This is a genomic window from Streptomyces sp. SDr-06 (assembly GCF_003324565.1).
Classification (GTDB): Bacteria; Actinomycetota; Actinomycetes; order Streptomycetales; family Streptomycetaceae; genus Streptomyces.
In genome coordinates this window covers 239,624-255,563 of the sequence record NZ_QOLA01000001.1, presented here as the reverse complement: position 1 = coordinate 255,563, position 15,940 = coordinate 239,624, and the positions used below count along the sequence as shown (strand labels likewise).

At 72.3% G+C, this 15,940-nt stretch carries 14 protein-coding genes; 3 read left to right on the top strand and 11 right to left on the bottom strand.

Annotated features, from left to right (window positions below; all coding sequences use genetic code 11):
* Positions 1-25: 25 nt before the first annotated feature.
* The 3 genes from DT019_RS01100 to DT019_RS01090 form a co-directional block, all read right to left on the bottom strand.
* Complete coding sequence (locus DT019_RS01100; RefSeq protein WP_114034632.1) at positions 26-580, bottom strand: CGNR zinc finger domain-containing protein; 555 nt, start codon at positions 578-580, stop codon at positions 26-28.
* A gap of 161 nt (positions 581-741) precedes the next feature.
* Positions 742-2,376 carry a ribosomal protection-like ABC-F family protein gene (gene abc-f / locus DT019_RS01095; RefSeq protein WP_114034631.1) on the bottom strand — a complete coding sequence of 545 codons (1,635 nt, stop codon included), beginning with the start codon at positions 2,374-2,376 and terminating at the stop codon, positions 742-744.
* A gap of 408 nt (positions 2,377-2,784) precedes the next feature.
* Positions 2,785-3,846 (bottom strand): alpha/beta fold hydrolase, encoded by a 1,062-nt coding sequence (locus tag DT019_RS01090; protein ID WP_114034630.1) that lies wholly within the window; start codon positions 3,844-3,846, stop codon positions 2,785-2,787.
* 382 nt (positions 3,847-4,228) lie between these two features.
* Between DT019_RS01090 and DT019_RS01085 the strand changes: the two genes are divergently transcribed.
* The gene (locus DT019_RS01085; RefSeq protein WP_114034629.1) at positions 4,229-4,423 is read left to right on the top strand and encodes a hypothetical protein; all 195 of its coding nucleotides are present in this window, start codon (positions 4,229-4,231) and stop codon (positions 4,421-4,423) included.
* 125 nt (positions 4,424-4,548) lie between these two features.
* Positions 4,549-5,106, top strand: a complete 558-nt coding sequence (locus DT019_RS01080) for a GNAT family N-acetyltransferase (protein ID WP_114034628.1) — start codon at positions 4,549-4,551, stop codon at positions 5,104-5,106.
* Here the strand turns inward: DT019_RS01080 and DT019_RS01075 are convergent.
* Genes DT019_RS01075 through DT019_RS01060 form a run of 4 tightly spaced genes read right to left on the bottom strand, consistent with a single transcriptional unit; the run spans position 5,082 to position 9,088 of the window.
* A complete protein-coding gene (locus DT019_RS01075) occupies positions 5,082-5,831 on the bottom strand; it encodes a nucleoside 2-deoxyribosyltransferase domain-containing protein (RefSeq protein ID WP_114034627.1) in 750 nt (249 codons plus the stop codon). The genes DT019_RS01080 and DT019_RS01075 overlap by 25 nt on opposite strands.
* Positions 5,821-6,633, bottom strand: a complete 813-nt coding sequence (locus DT019_RS01070; RefSeq protein ID WP_114034626.1) for an alpha/beta fold hydrolase — start codon at positions 6,631-6,633, stop codon at positions 5,821-5,823. The genes DT019_RS01075 and DT019_RS01070 overlap by 11 nt, the downstream gene beginning before the upstream one ends.
* A complete protein-coding gene (locus DT019_RS01065) occupies positions 6,630-7,568 on the bottom strand; it encodes a macrolide 2'-phosphotransferase (protein WP_223279241.1) in 939 nt (312 codons plus the stop codon). The genes DT019_RS01070 and DT019_RS01065 overlap by 4 nt, the downstream gene beginning before the upstream one ends.
* Positions 7,565-9,088 carry an AMP-binding protein gene (locus DT019_RS01060; protein ID WP_114034625.1) on the bottom strand — a complete coding sequence of 508 codons (1,524 nt, stop codon included), beginning with the start codon at positions 9,086-9,088 and terminating at the stop codon, positions 7,565-7,567. The genes DT019_RS01065 and DT019_RS01060 overlap by 4 nt, the downstream gene beginning before the upstream one ends.
* Between DT019_RS01060 and DT019_RS01055 the strand changes: the two genes are divergently transcribed.
* The gene (locus DT019_RS01055; protein WP_114034624.1) at positions 9,072-10,799 is read left to right on the top strand and encodes a CocE/NonD family hydrolase; all 1,728 of its coding nucleotides are present in this window, start codon (positions 9,072-9,074) and stop codon (positions 10,797-10,799) included. The two genes, DT019_RS01060 and DT019_RS01055, sit on opposite strands and share 17 nt — an antisense overlap.
* Here DT019_RS01055 and DT019_RS01050 read toward each other — a convergent pair.
* From DT019_RS01050 to DT019_RS01035, 4 genes are read right to left on the bottom strand one after another with little or no spacing between them, the layout of a single operon-like run.
* On the bottom strand, positions 10,764-11,882 hold the full coding sequence (locus DT019_RS01050; protein ID WP_223279240.1) for a glycosyltransferase: 1,119 nt from the start codon (positions 11,880-11,882) through the stop codon (positions 10,764-10,766). The genes DT019_RS01055 and DT019_RS01050 overlap by 36 nt on opposite strands.
* Entirely contained in the window at positions 11,879-13,111 is a 1,233-nt protein-coding gene (locus tag DT019_RS01045; protein ID WP_114034623.1) for an acetyl-CoA carboxylase biotin carboxylase subunit family protein, read from the bottom strand. Before DT019_RS01045 ends, DT019_RS01050 begins: the two co-directional genes overlap by 4 nt.
* The gene (locus DT019_RS01040; protein WP_114035264.1) at positions 13,108-13,854 is read right to left on the bottom strand and encodes a PIG-L deacetylase family protein; all 747 of its coding nucleotides are present in this window, start codon (positions 13,852-13,854) and stop codon (positions 13,108-13,110) included. The genes DT019_RS01045 and DT019_RS01040 overlap by 4 nt, the downstream gene beginning before the upstream one ends.
* Positions 13,851-15,884 carry an NAD-dependent epimerase/dehydratase family protein gene (locus DT019_RS01035; protein ID WP_114034622.1) on the bottom strand — a complete coding sequence of 678 codons (2,034 nt, stop codon included), beginning with the start codon at positions 15,882-15,884 and terminating at the stop codon, positions 13,851-13,853. Before DT019_RS01035 ends, DT019_RS01040 begins: the two co-directional genes overlap by 4 nt.
* Between the last annotated feature and the right edge of the window lie 56 nt (positions 15,885-15,940).

Here is a 15,940-nt window from a genome sequence, read left to right as displayed (position 1 = left end):
CCGCCCCCGGAGGCCGGGGCGCCGATTACGCGGGGGCCGCCGTCCTCTTCCGGGCGCGGTAGGCGGCTGCCTTGATCTTGTTGCCGCAGGACTCCATGCCGCACCACTGGCGGCGCATGCCGCGCGAACGATCGATGTAGATCCGCGTGCACTCGGGGTTGCCGCACTCCTTCAGCAGGGGGGCGTCCGCGCCGCTGAGCAGTTCGACGGCCTGTCGCGCGACGGTGGCCAAAGCCTGCCCCGGGGTCGCCTCGTTGTGCCGCCCCGCGACGGTGAGCTGCGGCGTCACCGGTACCTTGCGCGCGGCGCCGTTGACCACGGCGAGTGCCTCGCGGTCGAACTCCTCACCGAGACGCCGGTTGGTGATCAGCCGGTAGAGGGACTCGCGCAGGGCTTGCGCCTCCCGTACGTCCTGCCCGTCGGCGGGTGTGATCGCGTCCACGAGCCCCGACTTGAGGTACCAGGCGTTCAGCCGCTCCGGCGTCACGAACATCTCGAACCGTGTCGAGCGGCGCGCACGGAGGGTGGCCGCGAAGTCGAGGGCCGGGTGCCCGCAGACGAAGACATGGTCGAGGTTCACATCACCATCCTGACAGGTGACTCGCGCGGAACGCAAGAATCGCCCCCGCCCCCTGGGCACGGCGGCTCGGGGGGCGGGGCGCGGGCGTCGGGGGCAGGGCGGGTCGCACTCCGGAGGGCTGTTCGCGACCCGGCGCCCGAGCCCCGGCCGTCACCCGCGACTCACGCCAGTGGGGCTCCGGTCTCCGTGAGCGTTCCGTCGGTCAGCCCCAGCCACCGGTCCACCCCGATCTCGGCGAGGAACCGTTCGTCGTGGCTGACCACCATGAACGCGCCCTGGTAGGAGTTGAGGGCGCTCTCCAGCTGACCGACGCTGACCAGGTCCAGGTTGTTGGTCGGCTCGTCGAGCAGGAGCAGCTGCGGTGCCGGTTCGGCGCACAGCACACAGGCCAGGGTGGCGCGCAGCCGTTCACCGCCGGAGAGCACCCCGACCGGCAGATGTGCCCGGGCGCCGCGGAAGAGGAAGCGGGCGAGCAGATTCATCCGTTCCGCCTCGGGGCGCTCCGGGGCGAACGAGGCGAAGTTCTCGGCCACCGTACGGTCCAGGTCCAGCAGGTCGAGACGCTGGGAGAGGTAGGCGACGCGGCCGTCGCTCCGCCTGATCTCCCCACTGTCCGGGGCGAGTTCGCCGGTGACCAGACGCATCAGGGTGGACTTGCCGGCACCGTTGGGCCCGGTGAGCGCGATGCGCTCGGGGCCCCGCACGCTCAGGCCGACCCCGCCCGGCGCGAACACGGCCCGGCCCCCGAGGCGGACTTGCATCCCCTCGCCGAGGAAGAGGTCGCGGCCGGCGGGCACCTGGGTCTCGGGCAGGTCCAGGGTGATGCGCTGGTCGTCGCGCAGGGCCCGCCCGGCCTCGTCGAGGCGGGCCTTGGCCTCGCTGACCCGGGACGCGTGCATCTGCCCGGCCCGGCCCGCGGACTCCTGCGCGCCGCGCTTCATGTTGCCGGCGAAGATACGGGGCAGACCGGCGCTCTTGAGGTTGCGGGCGGCGTTGCTCGCGCGCCGATCGGCTCGCTCCCGGGCCTGCTGCAGTTCCCGCTTCTCCCGCTTCAGCTCCTGCTCGGCGTTGCGGATGTTCTTCTCGGCGACCTCCTGCTCGGCGCGCACGGACTCCTCGTAGGCGGTGAAGTTGCCTCCGTACAGGCGCAGTTCGCCGCCGTTCAGCTCGGCGACGCGTTCCATGCGGTCGAGCAGGGCCCGGTCGTGGCTGACCAGGAGCAGGCAGCCGGTGTAGTCCGTCAGTACGTCGTAGAGCCTGTGCCGGGCAGGGAGATCGAGGTTGTTGGTCGGCTCGTCGAGCAACAGCACGTCGGGGCGCCGGAGCAGCTGGGCGGCCAGGCCCAGCGAGACGACCTGTCCGCCGCTGAGCGTGCTCAGGCTGCGGTCCAGGGCGAGGTCGGTGAGGCCGAGGCGGTCGAGCTGGGCGCGGGTGCGTTCCTCGATGTCCCAGTCGTCACCGATCGTGGTGAAGTGCTCCTCGCTCACGTCGCCGGACTCGACGGCGTCCAGGGCGCGGATCACATCGGCGACGCCGAGCACCTCGCCGACCGTGAGGTCGCCGGTCAGGGGCAGGCTCTGCGGAAGGTAGCCGACTGTCCCGTCGACCTGCACGGAGCCGGTGGCGGGCCTCAGTTCACCGGCGATCAGCCTGAGCAGGGTGCTCTTGCCCGAGCCGTTGGGGGCGACGAGTCCGGTGCGGCCGGCGGCCACGGTGAAGGACAGGTCGGTGAAGACGGGGGTGTCGTCGGGCCAGGCGAAGGAGAGGTTGGAGCAGACGATGGCGGCGTCGGGCATGGCGGTGACCTCGAGGAGTCGCGGGCGGACAGACGTCTGCCCTGGGCAGGGTGGGGAATGAGGGGTATGACGAACTGGCCACTCCGGCAGGGCACTTGAGCTCCGTCCGGTGGCCGGTCAGATCCGGGTCTCACCCGGAGATGTCGTCTTCACCCACCACGTCTGTGACTCCTCGATCACACGGTTTCAGATCGCAAGCAGCGTAGCAGCCGTGTTCACGCTGCACGGGTGCGTGGGTCGGGCGGCTGTGTGACGCGACGACCAGGGTGATGCGCACCCGGCGCCACTGCCCGTACCGACGCTCGAACCGGTCGTGGCAGCGATCCCCGTGCGGTCGGCGGGCGGCCAAGAGGTCGGGGACGAGCCAGGGTGCATCACCTGTCCATCAGGTGATGCGCCCCTCCTGGCTCAGAGGTGATCGGCGTCGACGACGGCCTGGGCGAAGGCGCTGGGCGCCTCCTGCGGAAGGTTGTGGCCGACGTCCGCGATGGTGCGGTGCTCGTAGGGCCCGGTGAAGTGGTGGCGGTAGGCGGAACCGTCGCCGGGAGCCGTGAAGGGGTCGAGGGCGGCGTCGAGAGTGAGCGTGGGCACGTGGATGGGAGGCTGCGCCGCCAGCAGCCGCTCGTAGCGGTCGTAGCGGGGTTCACCCTCGATGAGGCCGATGCGCCAGCGGTAGTTGTAGAGGACGATCGCGGCGTAGTCGGCGTTGTGGAAGGCCTGCGCGGTGCGCGCGAAAGTGGCGTCGTCGAAGTGCCAGTTGGGTGAGACGAGGGTCCAGACATAGCGGCAGAGGGCGACGCGGGACTCGGGGTTCTCCATGGCCTTCTTGCCGCGCTCGCTGGCGAAGTACCACTGGTACCACCAGGTGTGCTCCGTGGCCGGGGCGGCGGGCTCCAGCTGCGCCTTGACGTTGGTGATGAGGTAACCGCCTGTGGAGACAAGGGCCTTGACGCGCTCGGGCCACAGGGCGGCGATGATGTCGGCGGTGCGGGAACCCCAGTCGAAGCCCGCGACGACCGCCTTGTGGATCTTCAGGGCGTCCATCAGGGCGATGATGTCGAGCGCGACGGCGGACTGCTCCGCCGTGCGGGGCGTACGGGGTGAGAGGAAGCGGGTCCCGCCGTGTCCGCGCAGGTAGGGGACGATGACGCGGTACCCCAGGTCGGCGAGGAGCGGGGCCACGTCCACGAAGCTGTGGATGTCGTACGGCCAGCCGTGCAGACAGAGGACCACCGGGCCGTGCGGCGGCCCGAGTTCGGCGTAGGCGATGTCGAGGACGCCCGCCCGGACGTGTTGCAGTTCCGGGAACCCGGTGTGGGTGCCGGGTGCGATCTCGGGCACGGTGGGAGCGGAGTCGCGGCCCGGCCGGGGTGAGGCGGGCGCGGCGGAGGACTGGGCCTGAAAGCCGGACACGGCCGCCGCCCCGGCGCCCATTCCCATGACCTTGCTGAAAGTGCGCCTGTTGATCATCTGAGTCCTCCGTCGTGCGTCGTCCTGCGGTGACCCGTTCCGTCGCCGACCTCGCGTCGGTGACGGGCGGGCCTGAGGCTTGGCGACGTGACTCTCGCACAACCGACGTCACCGGTCAAGCAGGTGACTTGAATACACTTCATGCCTCATAGGGGGGCTCGGCCCGACATCCGGGCGTAGCGGGGGGCAAGGGGCCCTGCTCCTCGGCAGGGGCGCCCCGAAGCGCTCGTCGCCGGGGTCGAGGTCGCTTCCGTGGGGTGACCCCGGACCGCCTCACTATGATTGCGTAACCATCTTGACCGGTGACTGGCGAGGGGGCAGGCTGTCATCGTCGCCGATTGCAGCGGTGCGCCGACCAAGGCGTACGAAGGGGAGAGCGATCATGAACGAGGAACTCGCGACCGATGGCGCGGAATCCGCGCGGCACGCACGCTACGGCAGGCTGCCCGAGCGCATCCGCTTCGAGGACATGACCGAGGAAGCGGAAGCGACGCGGAGCGGGGGGCGGATCGCCGCGTACAACGCCGAAGACTCTTGGGTGTTCTACTCGTGCCTTGCGCTCGACCTGGGGTTGTAGGCCCAACTGGCCCCGGGACAGCCCCTGAAGGCTGATGAACCGAAGGGCGTGGTGACCTCGCGCGCTCCGCTCCCCACTCGGCCGAAACTCGCCAATGCCGATCAGACCGGTCGTACGGTCGTGTCATGACTGTTGACGACGCGCCCCTGGTGTACCGGTTGGCCCGCCCCGAGGACGCCAAGGCCATGGAGACCCTCGACGGCTCCTTCACGACGCACTCCGTGTTCCAGGTGACCGTCACCGAGGACGGGTTCGGCATGCGCGAGGTTCCGGTGGACCCGCCCATCCACAAGGTCTTCCCCGAGGAGGAGTCCTCGGATGATGAGGACGACGCGGAAGACGAGAACGCCCGGACCTGGGTCGCGCTGGACGGAGGCGAGCTGGTCGGCTTCGCCGCCGTCTCCTACGACCCGTGGAACCGGCGGCTGACCATCGAGGACATCGAGGTCTCGCCCACCCACCGCGGCCAGGGTGTCGGCCGCACCCTGATGGAGCACGCCGTCGGCTTCGCGCAGGAACGCGGCGCCGGGCACATCTGGCTGGAGGTCACCAACATCAACGCCCCCGCCATCCGCGCCTACCGGCGGATGGGCTTCGCCTTCTGCGGCCTGGACACGGCCCTGTACGAGGGCACGCCCTCGGCCGGTGAGCAGGCCCTCTACATGAGCATGCCCTGCCCCTGAGCCGCCAGCAGGCGGGTGACGACGGGGGCCGACCCGTCGGCGGGAGCGACCGTCACGGTCAGCAGCCAGTCGGCCGGGGCCGCCCCCGCGGCCGGGCCGTACCACTCGACGTGCGCGTCCAGCAGCCGCTCCCCGGCCGCCGTGCGGACGGCGTACCACCGCTGGAACGGTTCGGTTCGCCATACCGGCAGCGGTACGGCCCGCTCCCCGGCCAGGCGCAGGGCGCCCGGCCCCACCCGGTCCAGGGACGTCCGTACGGTGTCTTCGACGGTCCGCTCCACCGGCACTTGCAGGGCCTTGGCGAAGTGCAGCAGGTACTCCATCCGCTCGGCCCGCGGCGGCGCCCCGAGGACCGCCCGGCCCGAGCGGCACCAGGCCCCCCACTTGATGTTCGAGACGAGTCCGGGCAGGCGAGCCATGTCACGGGGGATCCAGAAGAGGATCACGTCGGAGAGCCGCATCGCCTCCTCCTCCCAGGCGACCTGGTCCGCGTACGGCGGGTAGTCGCCGCCCGCCGACGGCTCGGGGACGAACACCACGAGGGTGCCCTCGCCCGACCACTCGGCGCGCAGAGCGGCAACGGCGGTCGGTCGCCAGGAGGGGCGGCCGGCGTCAGCGGGCGTCGGCCCGCAGAGGTAGACGGCGGCGGACCACGAGGCGGGCGGTTCCTCGTCGACGTGGACGACGCGCACCCGGTCGAGGGGAGCGGCGGGGTCAGCGGGCACGGAGGCCTCCAGAGGTGGTGTCGGTGAGGAAGTCCAGGACGGCTCGGTTGAAGGCGGCGGGCCGCTCCAGGAAGCCGAGATGGCCACAGTCGGGCAGCTCCAGATAGCGGCCGCCGGGAACCGCCTCGGCGACCTCCCGGCCCAGCCCGGCGGGCGCCAGCAGATCGTCGGCGAACCCCACCACCAGCAGTGGAGTGGTGATCGCCGCGTATTCCGCCAGCCGGTTGCGGGTCAGCGCCCGCGCGCGGTGGACGGCGTCGCCGCCCGAGAGCGCGGACAGTTCGAACAGGTCCAGCCATTCCGCGGCCGCGTCCTCGTCGGCCAGGGTCCTGGGGGAGAGGTTCTGGGTGAGCCTGACGAATGCCTCGTACGCGGCGGGCAACCGCAACTCCGTGTCGGCCAGCTCCTGTTCGGCCCGGGCCAGCGCTTCGCCCACCGGGTCGGGTCGGCCACGTGTCGCGGCCAGGACCGCCCGGGTGGCCATGGCCGGATCGGTGACCAGCAGTTCCTGCACGGCGAGTGCGCCGAGCGAGTGTCCGACGAGCGGCACGGGTGGCAGGTCGAGCGAGGCCGTCAACTCCCTTACGTCTCCCGCGAGTTTCTCGGCGGTCGGCCCGGCCGCCGGGATCCGGTGGTCGAAGGTGATCACTTGGTGGCCCGCGGCGGTGAGCGCCGGCACCTGGTGGTGCTCCCAGATCGCGCCGGATCCGCCGCTGCCCGCGACCAGCACCACCGGTGCTCCCACGCCGTGCACCGCGTACCGGACACCGCTGGGTGTCCGGCCGGTGGTCGCCGCCTTCATGCGGCGAGCCGGGTCATGGCGGTGTGCACCCACGCCGGGCGGCCGGTGTCCAGGCCGCGTAGCGCCACGTGCACCCACAGGAACGAGGCGCGGGCGAGGATGTGCGCGCGCAGGGTGGGCCGGACCTCGCCGCCCGCCGCCCGGTACGCCTCCAGCAGCCGGTCGAGGACGGGCGGCCCGCCCGCGTACAGCAGGTCGACGAAGTCGGCTGCCGGGTCTCCGAGGCCCGCGTTGGCCCAGTCGAGCAGCCCGGACAGGCAGGGCGGTCCGGCTGCCGGGCGGGTGACGAGGGTGTGCCCGGGGTGGACGTCCCCGTGGACCAGGGCCAGCCGGTCGGGCCACAGGGCGTCGTCGTCCAGCCATGCCTGCCAGCGCCGGATCCGCGCGCGGGGCAGCCGCAGTTCGGCGCAGGCCCGGGCCAGCCTGGCCGCCACCGCCGCGCGCATCCCGTCGGGGGTCGTGGCCGCCGTCTCCTCAAGCCGGTCCAGCTCCCCGGTCGGCGTGGCGTGCACGGCGACCAAGGTCTGGGCCAGCGGCACGAGGTACTTCTCCGGATGCGCCAGCGGGTCGATGGCCCACTCGTAGACCAGGGTGTTCTGGTCCTCCGTTCCGGCAGGCTCCCCGGGCAGCCGCGGGTAGGCGACGAGCCAGGGCGTGCTCAGCCGCCAGTCGGGCACCGGCACCGGCACCCGGTCCCGTACGGCTGCCAACACCTCGCCTTCCACGGCCAGTTGCCGCACGGCCTCCGGGCGGCGGGGGCGCCGCAGGATCCAGGGGGCGCCCCGCGTGTCGAGGATGTGCGTGACCTGGAAGTCCCAGCCGGACTCGTCCAGGCGGGCGGAGGCCGGGTCCAGCCGGACGCCCAGCAGCTCCGAGGCGTACGCGGCCAACTCGGCCGGATCGGCCCCCGGATTGGCGGTCGGGTCCGCGGTCACGGTGCCGTCACCCCCGTGCCGAGGTGGCGGTCCCGGGTGGCGTTCCGGTCGACCTTGCCGGTGTGGGTCTGTTCGAGGGCGGTGACCGCGACGATCCGGCTCGGCACCATGTGGCTTGGTGCGGTGCGCGTCAGCTGTCCCCGGATCCGGGCCGCCACTTCGTCCGGCAGCTGCTGTGGCGCCGGGACGAAGAAGGCCGCGAGGGAGGTGTGCGTGCGGCCCTCGACCCGGGCCGCCGCGACGGCGGCGACCCCCTCGCAGCGCCCGATCAGCGCCTCCACGTCCAGCAGGTCGACCCGGTGGCCGCGGATCTTCACCTGGTGGTCGGAGCGGCCGCGGAACACCAGCCCCCCACCGGGCGCGGTGCTCACCAGGTCCCCGGTCCGGTACCAGCGGGTGCCGTCGCCGCTGTCCGTGAACCGGGCGGCCGTCGCCTCGGGATGGTCGTGGTAGCCGAGCGCCAGGCTCGGCCCGGACACGTGCAACTCGCCCGCCTCGTCGACGCGTTGCCCCACATGCGGCAGCGGGAACCCGATCGGCAGATCCTCGCCGGTCGCCGCCGGCGGGGCCGCGCCCGGCCCGGCCAGCGCGATCGCGTGCGTGACCAGCGCGGTCTCCGTGGAGCCGTACGTGTTCAGCAGCCGGATGCCGCCGGTGTCCAGGAGATGCCAGCGCTCCAGCATGTCCGCGCGGACCGCCTCGCCGCCGATCACCAGGGTCCGTAAGCAGTCGGGGAGTTGGGCGCCCTGGTGCAGCAGGTCCCCGACCAGGCTGTTCCAGAAGCCCGTCGGCAGCACCGCGACCGAGACGTCCTGATCCGTGACCACCTGAGTGAACCGCTCCCGTGCGGCGTCGTCGATGATCAGGGTGGCCCCGGCCGTCAGGGTCGGCAGGATCTCCTCCAGGCTGGTGTCGCCGCCCGCCCCGTGGAAGTGCAGGGCCACCGAGTCCGCGTCGATGCCGTACAGTGCGCGCAGCTCCGGCACGACGGCAGCCAGCGCCCGGTGAGGCACGACGACCCCCTTGGGATCCCCCGTGGAGCCCGAGGTGAAGAGCACATACGCCGGATCCTCGGCCCTGGCCGACGGGAGCCAGGCCGGTCCGGTGCCGTGGTGCGCCGGGTCCGGACCTGATGTCGTCCAGCGCGGCCGGATCACCCGCTCCACCGGCGGCTGGTAGCCGCCCTCGGCGGTGGCCACCGCCTCCCGGCAGCCCACCCGCTCCAGGGTGGCGGTCAGATGCGCCGCCGGATACTCCGCCTCCAGCGGTACGTACGCCCGTCCCGCGGCCAGCACACCGAGCACCGCCGCGACATCGCGGGCGGAGTGGTGCACGACGATGCCCACGGGCGGCTGCGGGCCGTCCGCGCGGGGCTCGACGGCCTGGGCGACGGACCGCGCCCAGCGGGCCAGCGTGCCGTAGCCGACCGCCAGTCCGTTGTCGACCACGGCAGGCCGGCCGGGATCGGCGCGGGCGACCGCGAAGAAGGGTTCCAGAAAAGCGATGTCGGCGGAGCGCATTGTCAAATTCCTTGTTCTGTTGGAATATTGGCGGGTGCGTATCATTGTTGAACACGACCTGGAAATACCCGTGCGGGACGGGGTCTTATTGAGCGCGGACCTCTACCGTCCGGACACTTCTGTACCCGTTCCCGTACTCATCCGGCGAACTCCCTATGGGAAATCCGGAAATCCCGGCGGGGCCTCCGTCGACGGCCTGCGGCTGGTGCGTGCCGGATATGCCCTGCTGGTGCAGGACGTGCGCGGGCGGTTCGGCTCCGGCGGCCGCTTCGAGCCGTACTGGCGCGAGGCCGAGGACGGCGCGGACACCGTGGCCTGGGCGGCCGGACAGTCCTGGTGCGACGGGTCGGCGGGCCTGTTCGGCAGGTCCTACGAAGGCATGGCGGCGCTGCTCGCGGCCGCCGAGAGCCCGCCTGGCCTGGGAGCGGTGGCACCTCAGGTGGCCGGCTCCGGCTTCGACGAGGGCTGGACATACCAGGGCGGCGCCTTCCAACTCGGCTTCATCCTCTACTGGGTGCTCTACGATCTGCTGCTCACCGGCGCCGGTCTCGACCCCGCCGTGGAACGCGAGGTGGCCGAGGCCGTCGACCGGATCGACGAGCTCTACCGTGATCCCGCCCGCGCCACCGGCCTCCTGGACCGGCTCGCACCCTATTACCCTGAATGGCGCGGCACGGCGACCGGCGACGCGTATTGGCGGCGGTCCGCGCCCCGCGAGTCCTATTCCGCGATCAAGGCGCCGACGCTCAACATCACCGGCTGGTACGACATTTTCCTGTCGGGCGCTCTTGAGAATTTCCGCGGGATCCGGGCCGAGGGCGGCACGGCGCACCTGGTGGTCGGTCCCTGGTCCCATTGCGTCACGGACGGCATTTTCCCGCAGCGCCGTTACGGAATTGCCGCCGACGAACAGCATGTGGACGTGACCGGACTCCACCTGGCCCATTTCGACCGGCACCTGCGCCCCAACCCGGCCGCCTCCGACGGCCCCCCGGTGCGGCTCTTCCTCACCGGCGCCGACCAGTGGTGCGGCTTTCCGGACTGGCCCGTCCCCGGCACCGAGCCCTACGTCCTGCACCTGGCCGGTCGCACGCTCACCGAAGCCGCCCCCGGCGCTCCGGGCCGCGACGTGATCCGTCACGACCCGGCCGACCCCGTCCCCACCACCGGCGGAGCCACCGCCCTGCCCGGGCAGTACGTCGGCGGCGACTGCGGCCCGCTGGACCAGCGCGAGGTGGAACGGCGCCCCGATGTGCGCTGCTTCACAACCCCGCGGCTCGCCGACCCGCTCACCGTGATCGGAGAAATCGAGCTGACGGTGTTCGTCACACCCGACGCCGCGGGTGCCGATGTGACCGCCAAGCTGGTGGACGTGGCCCCGGACGGCCGGGCGGAGATCCTCTGCGACGGCGTCCGGCGGCTGGAGCCCCGCGCCGAGCGGACGGAGGCGCGCGCGGACGAGCCGGCCGCACGCGCCTCCACCGCGCCGGGAGAGGACAGGGCGCCCGCCCACGGGCCGGCCGTCGAGGTCACCGTCCGGCTCGGCGCCGTCGGCCATGTCTTCCGCCGGGACCACCGCGTCCGGCTGGAGATCGCCGGCAGCAACGCGCCCCGCTTCGACGTGCACCCGCGGGTGGTGGCCCACCACACCGTCCACCATGGCGGAGACCACCCCTCACGCCTGCTGCTGCCGCGGCTCATCGACGGCTGAGGGGCGGCCCGGACCCGCGGCGTCCGGGTGGAAGACCGAAAGGTCCGCGACCTTCTCGATCTTCCGCCCGGCCTCCCAGTGCGCGCGGCGCAGCCGCCGCAGCTGGGCCTTCGAAAGCCGGGTGCTGTGCTGCGGGATCGAGCGCACCATCCGCGCCCGCTTGGCCGCGACCGGGTAGCGGTCCCGCACCTGGTACGGGTCGTTGAGCAGATGATGCGCGGTACCTGTGTGGAAGGCCGCCTTCAGCAGCGCGTAGTACGCCGCCGCACCCACGCCCTTGGCCCGCGCGCACTGCACCAGGGTCCGGGAAGCCTCGAACAGCCGCCACACCACCGGCACGGCAGGCGTGGTGAAGACCCCGGTCTCCTGCGCGATGCCCTCGCCGACGCCGTAGCGGAAGTAGCTGCGCATGTTCGCGAAGCCGTGCTGGGCGTCGTGGAAGATCCGTGCCTCCGGGAGGTAGAACACGGGGATCCCGGCCAACTGGAGCCGGAAGTCGAACTCCCGGTCCTCGCACCAGTGGATCAGTTCGTCGAAGTGGTAGCCGCCGATGTGGTCGGCGATCGCCCGGTTGTAGATGAGCGGCGGCGACAGCGCGCTGACGTAGTCGCCCTCGTCGAACTCCCGCACCCGGGCGGTCAATTTGCTCAGCAGGCCGTCCGAGTCCCCGTACACCACCTGACCCTTGACCACCGGCTCGGTGAGCACCGCCCGGACCATCATGCGCACCACGCCCGGGGCGAAGGTGCAGTCGGAGTCCATCAGCAGCAGGTACTGGTTGCCGGTGGCCGCGGCCCCGGCGTTGTAGGCCGCGCCCAGATTGCCGACGTCCTCGATCTCGGTGACCGTCAGCGGCCTCGGATGCTCCGCGATCAGCTTCTTGACGGCGTCGCTGGGGCCGTTGAGCGCCAGCACGATCTCGACGTCCTCGTCGATCGAGTCAATGCAGTCGGCGATCCGCAGATCGTCGCGCAGCGCGATGACCACACTCGTCCGTGCGATGCCCTTCTCGACCGCGGCCTCGTCCACCAGGTCGGTGGCCATGTAGGGGTCCCTCCTCATGTCGGCGGTATCGGTGTTCACGTGGTCGGGTCCTTGAACCGGAGCGGCAGGGCGGCCAGGGTGCGCCGCGCGATCGACTCGGCCTCGGCCAGGCTGCGGGCGTGCGTGATCGTCCCCGCCAGTACCTCGGACCCGCCGGTGTACGGCGGCAGCACCGTCCCGGGCCGCAGCGGGGTCCCCCAGAAGACGTCGTGCACGCCGGCCCGGCGGGCGACGTCCCGGGGGTTGCCGACCCACTCCACGACCCCGCCGTCGGCCGGCAGGAACCGCTGGACGGCCGCCGCCCGGCGGGTCGGCACCAGCTCGGCCGGCTCCAGCGGGCGGCCCAGCGCGAGCCGGACCACATTGGGCAGCGGGTCCACGCCGGTGGCCAGCCGCATCACCTCGGTGGCGATCCGGGCGCCGGTCAGCCGGCAGGTGATCTCAAGGAGCACCACCCGGCCGTCCCGGGTCCGCAGGATGTCCGTGTTGATCACCGCCGGGTCCAGCCGCAGCGCCTCGGCGCCGCGGCGTACCGTCTCGGTGACCTCCTCGGCCTGCTCCGGCGTGAGCCGGCTGGGCAGGGTGTCGCCGCCCTCGAAGAAGTACGGGGCGAACTCCTCCTTGCGCCCGTACTCGCGATCCGCGAGGCCGATCAGATGGAACTCGCCGTCGACCAGGAAGGCCGCCAGCGTGTGCTCGGTGCCCTCCAGGAACTCCTCGATGACGATGCGGCCGCCAGGACTCAGGCGCAGCGCCTCGGCAGCGATCTCCCTGACCCGGTCGGCCGATTCCACCTTCATCACGCCCAGTGAGCCGGTCTGGTCGCAGGGCTTGATCACGGCCGGCAGCCCGAGCGCGGCGACCGCCTCCACGGCTTCGTCCACCCCCTCGGCGACCGCGTGCCGGGGCATCGGCAGCCCCGCCTCGCGCAGGATCGCCAGCCGCCGGTCTTTGAGCGTGCAGTTGAGTGCCGTCTCCACGGGCAGCCCGGGGCAGCCGAAGCGCCGTGCGACGGCGCTGATCACCGGCGGGTTGTCCGCGCCGAGCGAGAACACCCCGTCCAGACGGTCGATGCCCGCCGCCCCCAGTTCGGCGAGCACCGCCACCGTGTCGTGCGGGTCGCACACCAGCAGGATGTCCGCGGCCGCGCGGACCCGGTCGGTGGGACGGTCGGTGGCCACCACCAGCTCCAGCCGCATCCGGCGCAGTTCGGCCAGCGAATGGTCCATGCCGCTGCCGAGGCCGCAGGCCAGAACCCGGTCGATCACGACCCGCCTCCCCCAGCCGCACCGGAGCCCGTCCCCGAGACGCCCGATCCCGTTCCCGAAACAGCGGCGTGCGCCGGGGAGTTGAGGCCGATCACCTGGAACACCTCCGCGTACCCCGAGCCCGCGGTCACCGCACCCCGGTAGAGGGCCAGTCCCCGGATCCCCTCGTCCCAGGCCGCGTGCCGCAGTTGCGAGACGTAGGCCCGCATCGCCTCGACCTTCGCCTCGATCTGCCCGCCGATGTCCTCGGCGTACTGGAAGCGGGCCATCGGCGCCCACACCTCGTACCCGAGCACCAGCCGCGGCGCCGGCATCGGCTCCGGCCCGGCCTCCTGGAAGAAGGAGGACTGGGCCATCCACAGCGCCTCGGTGGCCAGTTGGTGCACCATCCGGTGCTCGACGTCGTCGTCGTTGTCGTGCGGCAGGTAGACCACGTGCGGGCGGACCTCGCGCAGAACCCGGACGAGGTCCAGGTGGACTCGCCGGGTGAGCGCGAAGTCCCTTGACGGCTCCTCCAGTTGGACCACGCGGTGCACCCCGAGAGCCTTGGCGGAGGCCTCGGTCTCGGCGGCGAAACCGGCGTCGCTCACCTCGTCGTCGAGCGCGCTGCGCTCCCGGCCGATGACGATCACCACGGTGACCCGGGCACCGTCGCGCACATGCTTGGCGATGGACCCGCCGCAGCCGATGACATCGTCGTCCGGGTGGGGCGCGACCACCAGGACATCCGTGATGCCGGTCATCCCCGGGCCTTCGCGGTGCGCGCCGTCGGGAGCAGCCCGGCCCATTCCGCCCACCGGGCGGTGAGCGCGACACCCTCGGTGAAGTCCACCGTCGCCTCGAAGCCGAGCCGCTCGCGCGCCTTGTCGAACCGGGCCCGCGCCTCGGAGCGGTACAGCTCCAGCTCCCACTCCGGTACCGCGCCCGTACCGGCGTCCGGTGACGGGTCGCCGAGCTGCCGCAGCGCCCGGATCGCGTCGAAGAAGGCGCCCCAGCTCACCGGTTCGCCATTGCCGACGAGGAAGCGCTCCCCGGCGACTCCCTCGGCCGTGACGGCCAGCAGCGCCGCGTCGACCAGGTCGTCCACGTACACCGCGTTGCACGCGCCGCTGTCGCCCGTGGGGAGGGCCGCGAAGTCCTCGGCCGGGCGCTGGAGCTGTGCGGTGGTCCACTGGCCGGCCCACGGTCCGTAGACCACGCCGGGCTGCAGGACCACTGTCTCCAGGTCCGTGCCGGCGGCCGCCAGCACCGCCTGCTCGGCGGCCAGCTTCTGCTGCTCGTACTCCCGGTCCGCGGGATCGGCGGCCAGGGCCGCCGAGTCCTCGGTCAGCGAGTCGGTGCCCTTGGCGTCGTACACGTCGATCGTGCTGATGTGCACCACCCGCCGTACGCCGGCCTCCCGGGCGGCGGTCAGCACGTTCGCGGTGCCCTCGACGGTGGCGGCCCAGCGGGTGGACTCGTCGCCCTCGCTGCCGAAGGCGCAGTGCACCACGGTGTCGCAGCCGGCGAATGCCTCGCGCAGGCTCGCCACGCTCAGCAGGTCGCCGCGCCGGAACTCGATGCGCTCCTGCGGGAGTATGGAGAGCCGGGCGGCACGGCCGAATCCGCGCACCACCGGGCGGATGTGGGCATCCGTGGTGAGCGCGAGCTGCTCGACGAGCCGGCCGCCGATGAACCCGCTCGCGCCGGTGACGGCCACGCTGCGGCCGGCCAGGGCGCGCGGTGCGCCGGTGGGCCGGGTGACCCACGGCTGCGGCTCGGGCCGGCGCTCCGCTCCGCCGTAGCACCGCTGGATCAGCTCCACCACACGGACGCCGTCCTCGGGGCCGGAGTGCGCGGCCGCCGTCCCGCGGCAAGCGGCGGCGAAGTTCGCCAGCTGCTCGGTGAACAGCAGCTCCCACTCGTCCTGGGCCGGGGCCACCGCCTCGACGTCGCCGCGGTGCAGCTCCTTGCCGCCCGCGGTGACCAGGGTGCACTCACCGGCGGGGAAGTCGGTGCCGATGGTCACGGTGGCCTCGGTGCCGACCACCTTGCAGGCGATGCCGAGGTCGCGCAGCCGGCTGAAGTCGGCGAACACGTCGACCGTGCCGAAGCGAAGGTGCGCGGAGGCGTCGGTCTCCACGCCGCCCAGTGAGTTGTCCTCGTAGGAGACGACCTCCACGTCCGGGCCGAGCCACCACAGCAGGGTGTCGAAGACGTGTGAGGCGGTGTCGGTGAGCACCCCGCCGCCCGCCAGCCGGCGGTCGAACATCGACCAGGAGACCGGCTCCCAGGCGTAGGGGTGGCCCTCGGCCCACTCGACCCGGAGCACCTTGCCCAGGTCGCCGTCCTTGATGAGGCGGTGCACCCAGGCATAGGCGGGGAAGAGGCGGCGCGGGTGCGCCATGGCCAGCACGGTGCGCTGGTCGCCGGCGGCGGTCTCGGCCAGCCGGCGCGCGTCCTCGACCGAGGTGGTCATCGGCTTCTCCAGCAGCACGTGCTTGCCGGAGGCGAGCAGCGCAGCCACCGTCTCGGCGTGCCGGGTGTGCGGGACGACGACCACGGCCGCGTCGAAGGCGTCCGCGGCCTCGGACGGGTCGGTGGCGAGCACGACCTGGTCGGCGCCCTCGCCGCCGAGTTCGCGGTAGAGGGCGAGCGCGGCCTCGGCCTGCCGCGGGTCGTGGTCGATCAGCGCGGTCAGTTGCACATCACCCTTGAGCGGGGGCAGGGCGGGCAGATGGCAGCCGCGCGCTGCTGCGCCGCATCCGACGATGGCAAGGCGTACGGGAGGCATGGTTTCTCCAGTGGCTCGTGAGGTGTGGGTGAGAGGGAAAGCGGGCGGGAAGTGAG

Bases quoted from the DNA above. Each gene is read 5' to 3' on its own strand.
- DT019_RS01060 (WP_114034625.1), bottom strand. From the start codon at position 9,088: ATGCGCTCCGCCGACATCGCTTTTCTGGAACCCTTCTTCGCGGTCGCC.
- DT019_RS01035 (WP_114034622.1), bottom strand. From the start codon at position 15,884: ATGCCTCCCGTACGCCTTGCCATCGTCGGATGCGGCGCAGCAGCGCGC.
- DT019_RS01070 (WP_114034626.1), bottom strand. From the start codon at position 6,633: ATGAAGGCGGCGACCACCGGCCGGACACCCAGCGGTGTCCGGTACGCG.
- DT019_RS01090 (WP_114034630.1), bottom strand. From the start codon at position 3,846: ATGATCAACAGGCGCACTTTCAGCAAGGTCATGGGAATGGGCGCCGGG.
- DT019_RS01080 (WP_114034628.1), top strand. From the start codon at position 4,549: ATGACTGTTGACGACGCGCCCCTGGTGTACCGGTTGGCCCGCCCCGAG.
- abc-f (WP_114034631.1), bottom strand. From the start codon at position 2,376: ATGCCCGACGCCGCCATCGTCTGCTCCAACCTCTCCTTCGCCTGGCCC.
- DT019_RS01040 (WP_114035264.1), bottom strand. From the start codon at position 13,854: ATGACCGGCATCACGGATGTCCTGGTGGTCGCGCCCCACCCGGACGAC.
- DT019_RS01085 (WP_114034629.1), top strand. From the start codon at position 4,229: ATGAACGAGGAACTCGCGACCGATGGCGCGGAATCCGCGCGGCACGCA.
- DT019_RS01055 (WP_114034624.1), top strand. From the start codon at position 9,072: ATGTCGGCGGAGCGCATTGTCAAATTCCTTGTTCTGTTGGAATATTGG.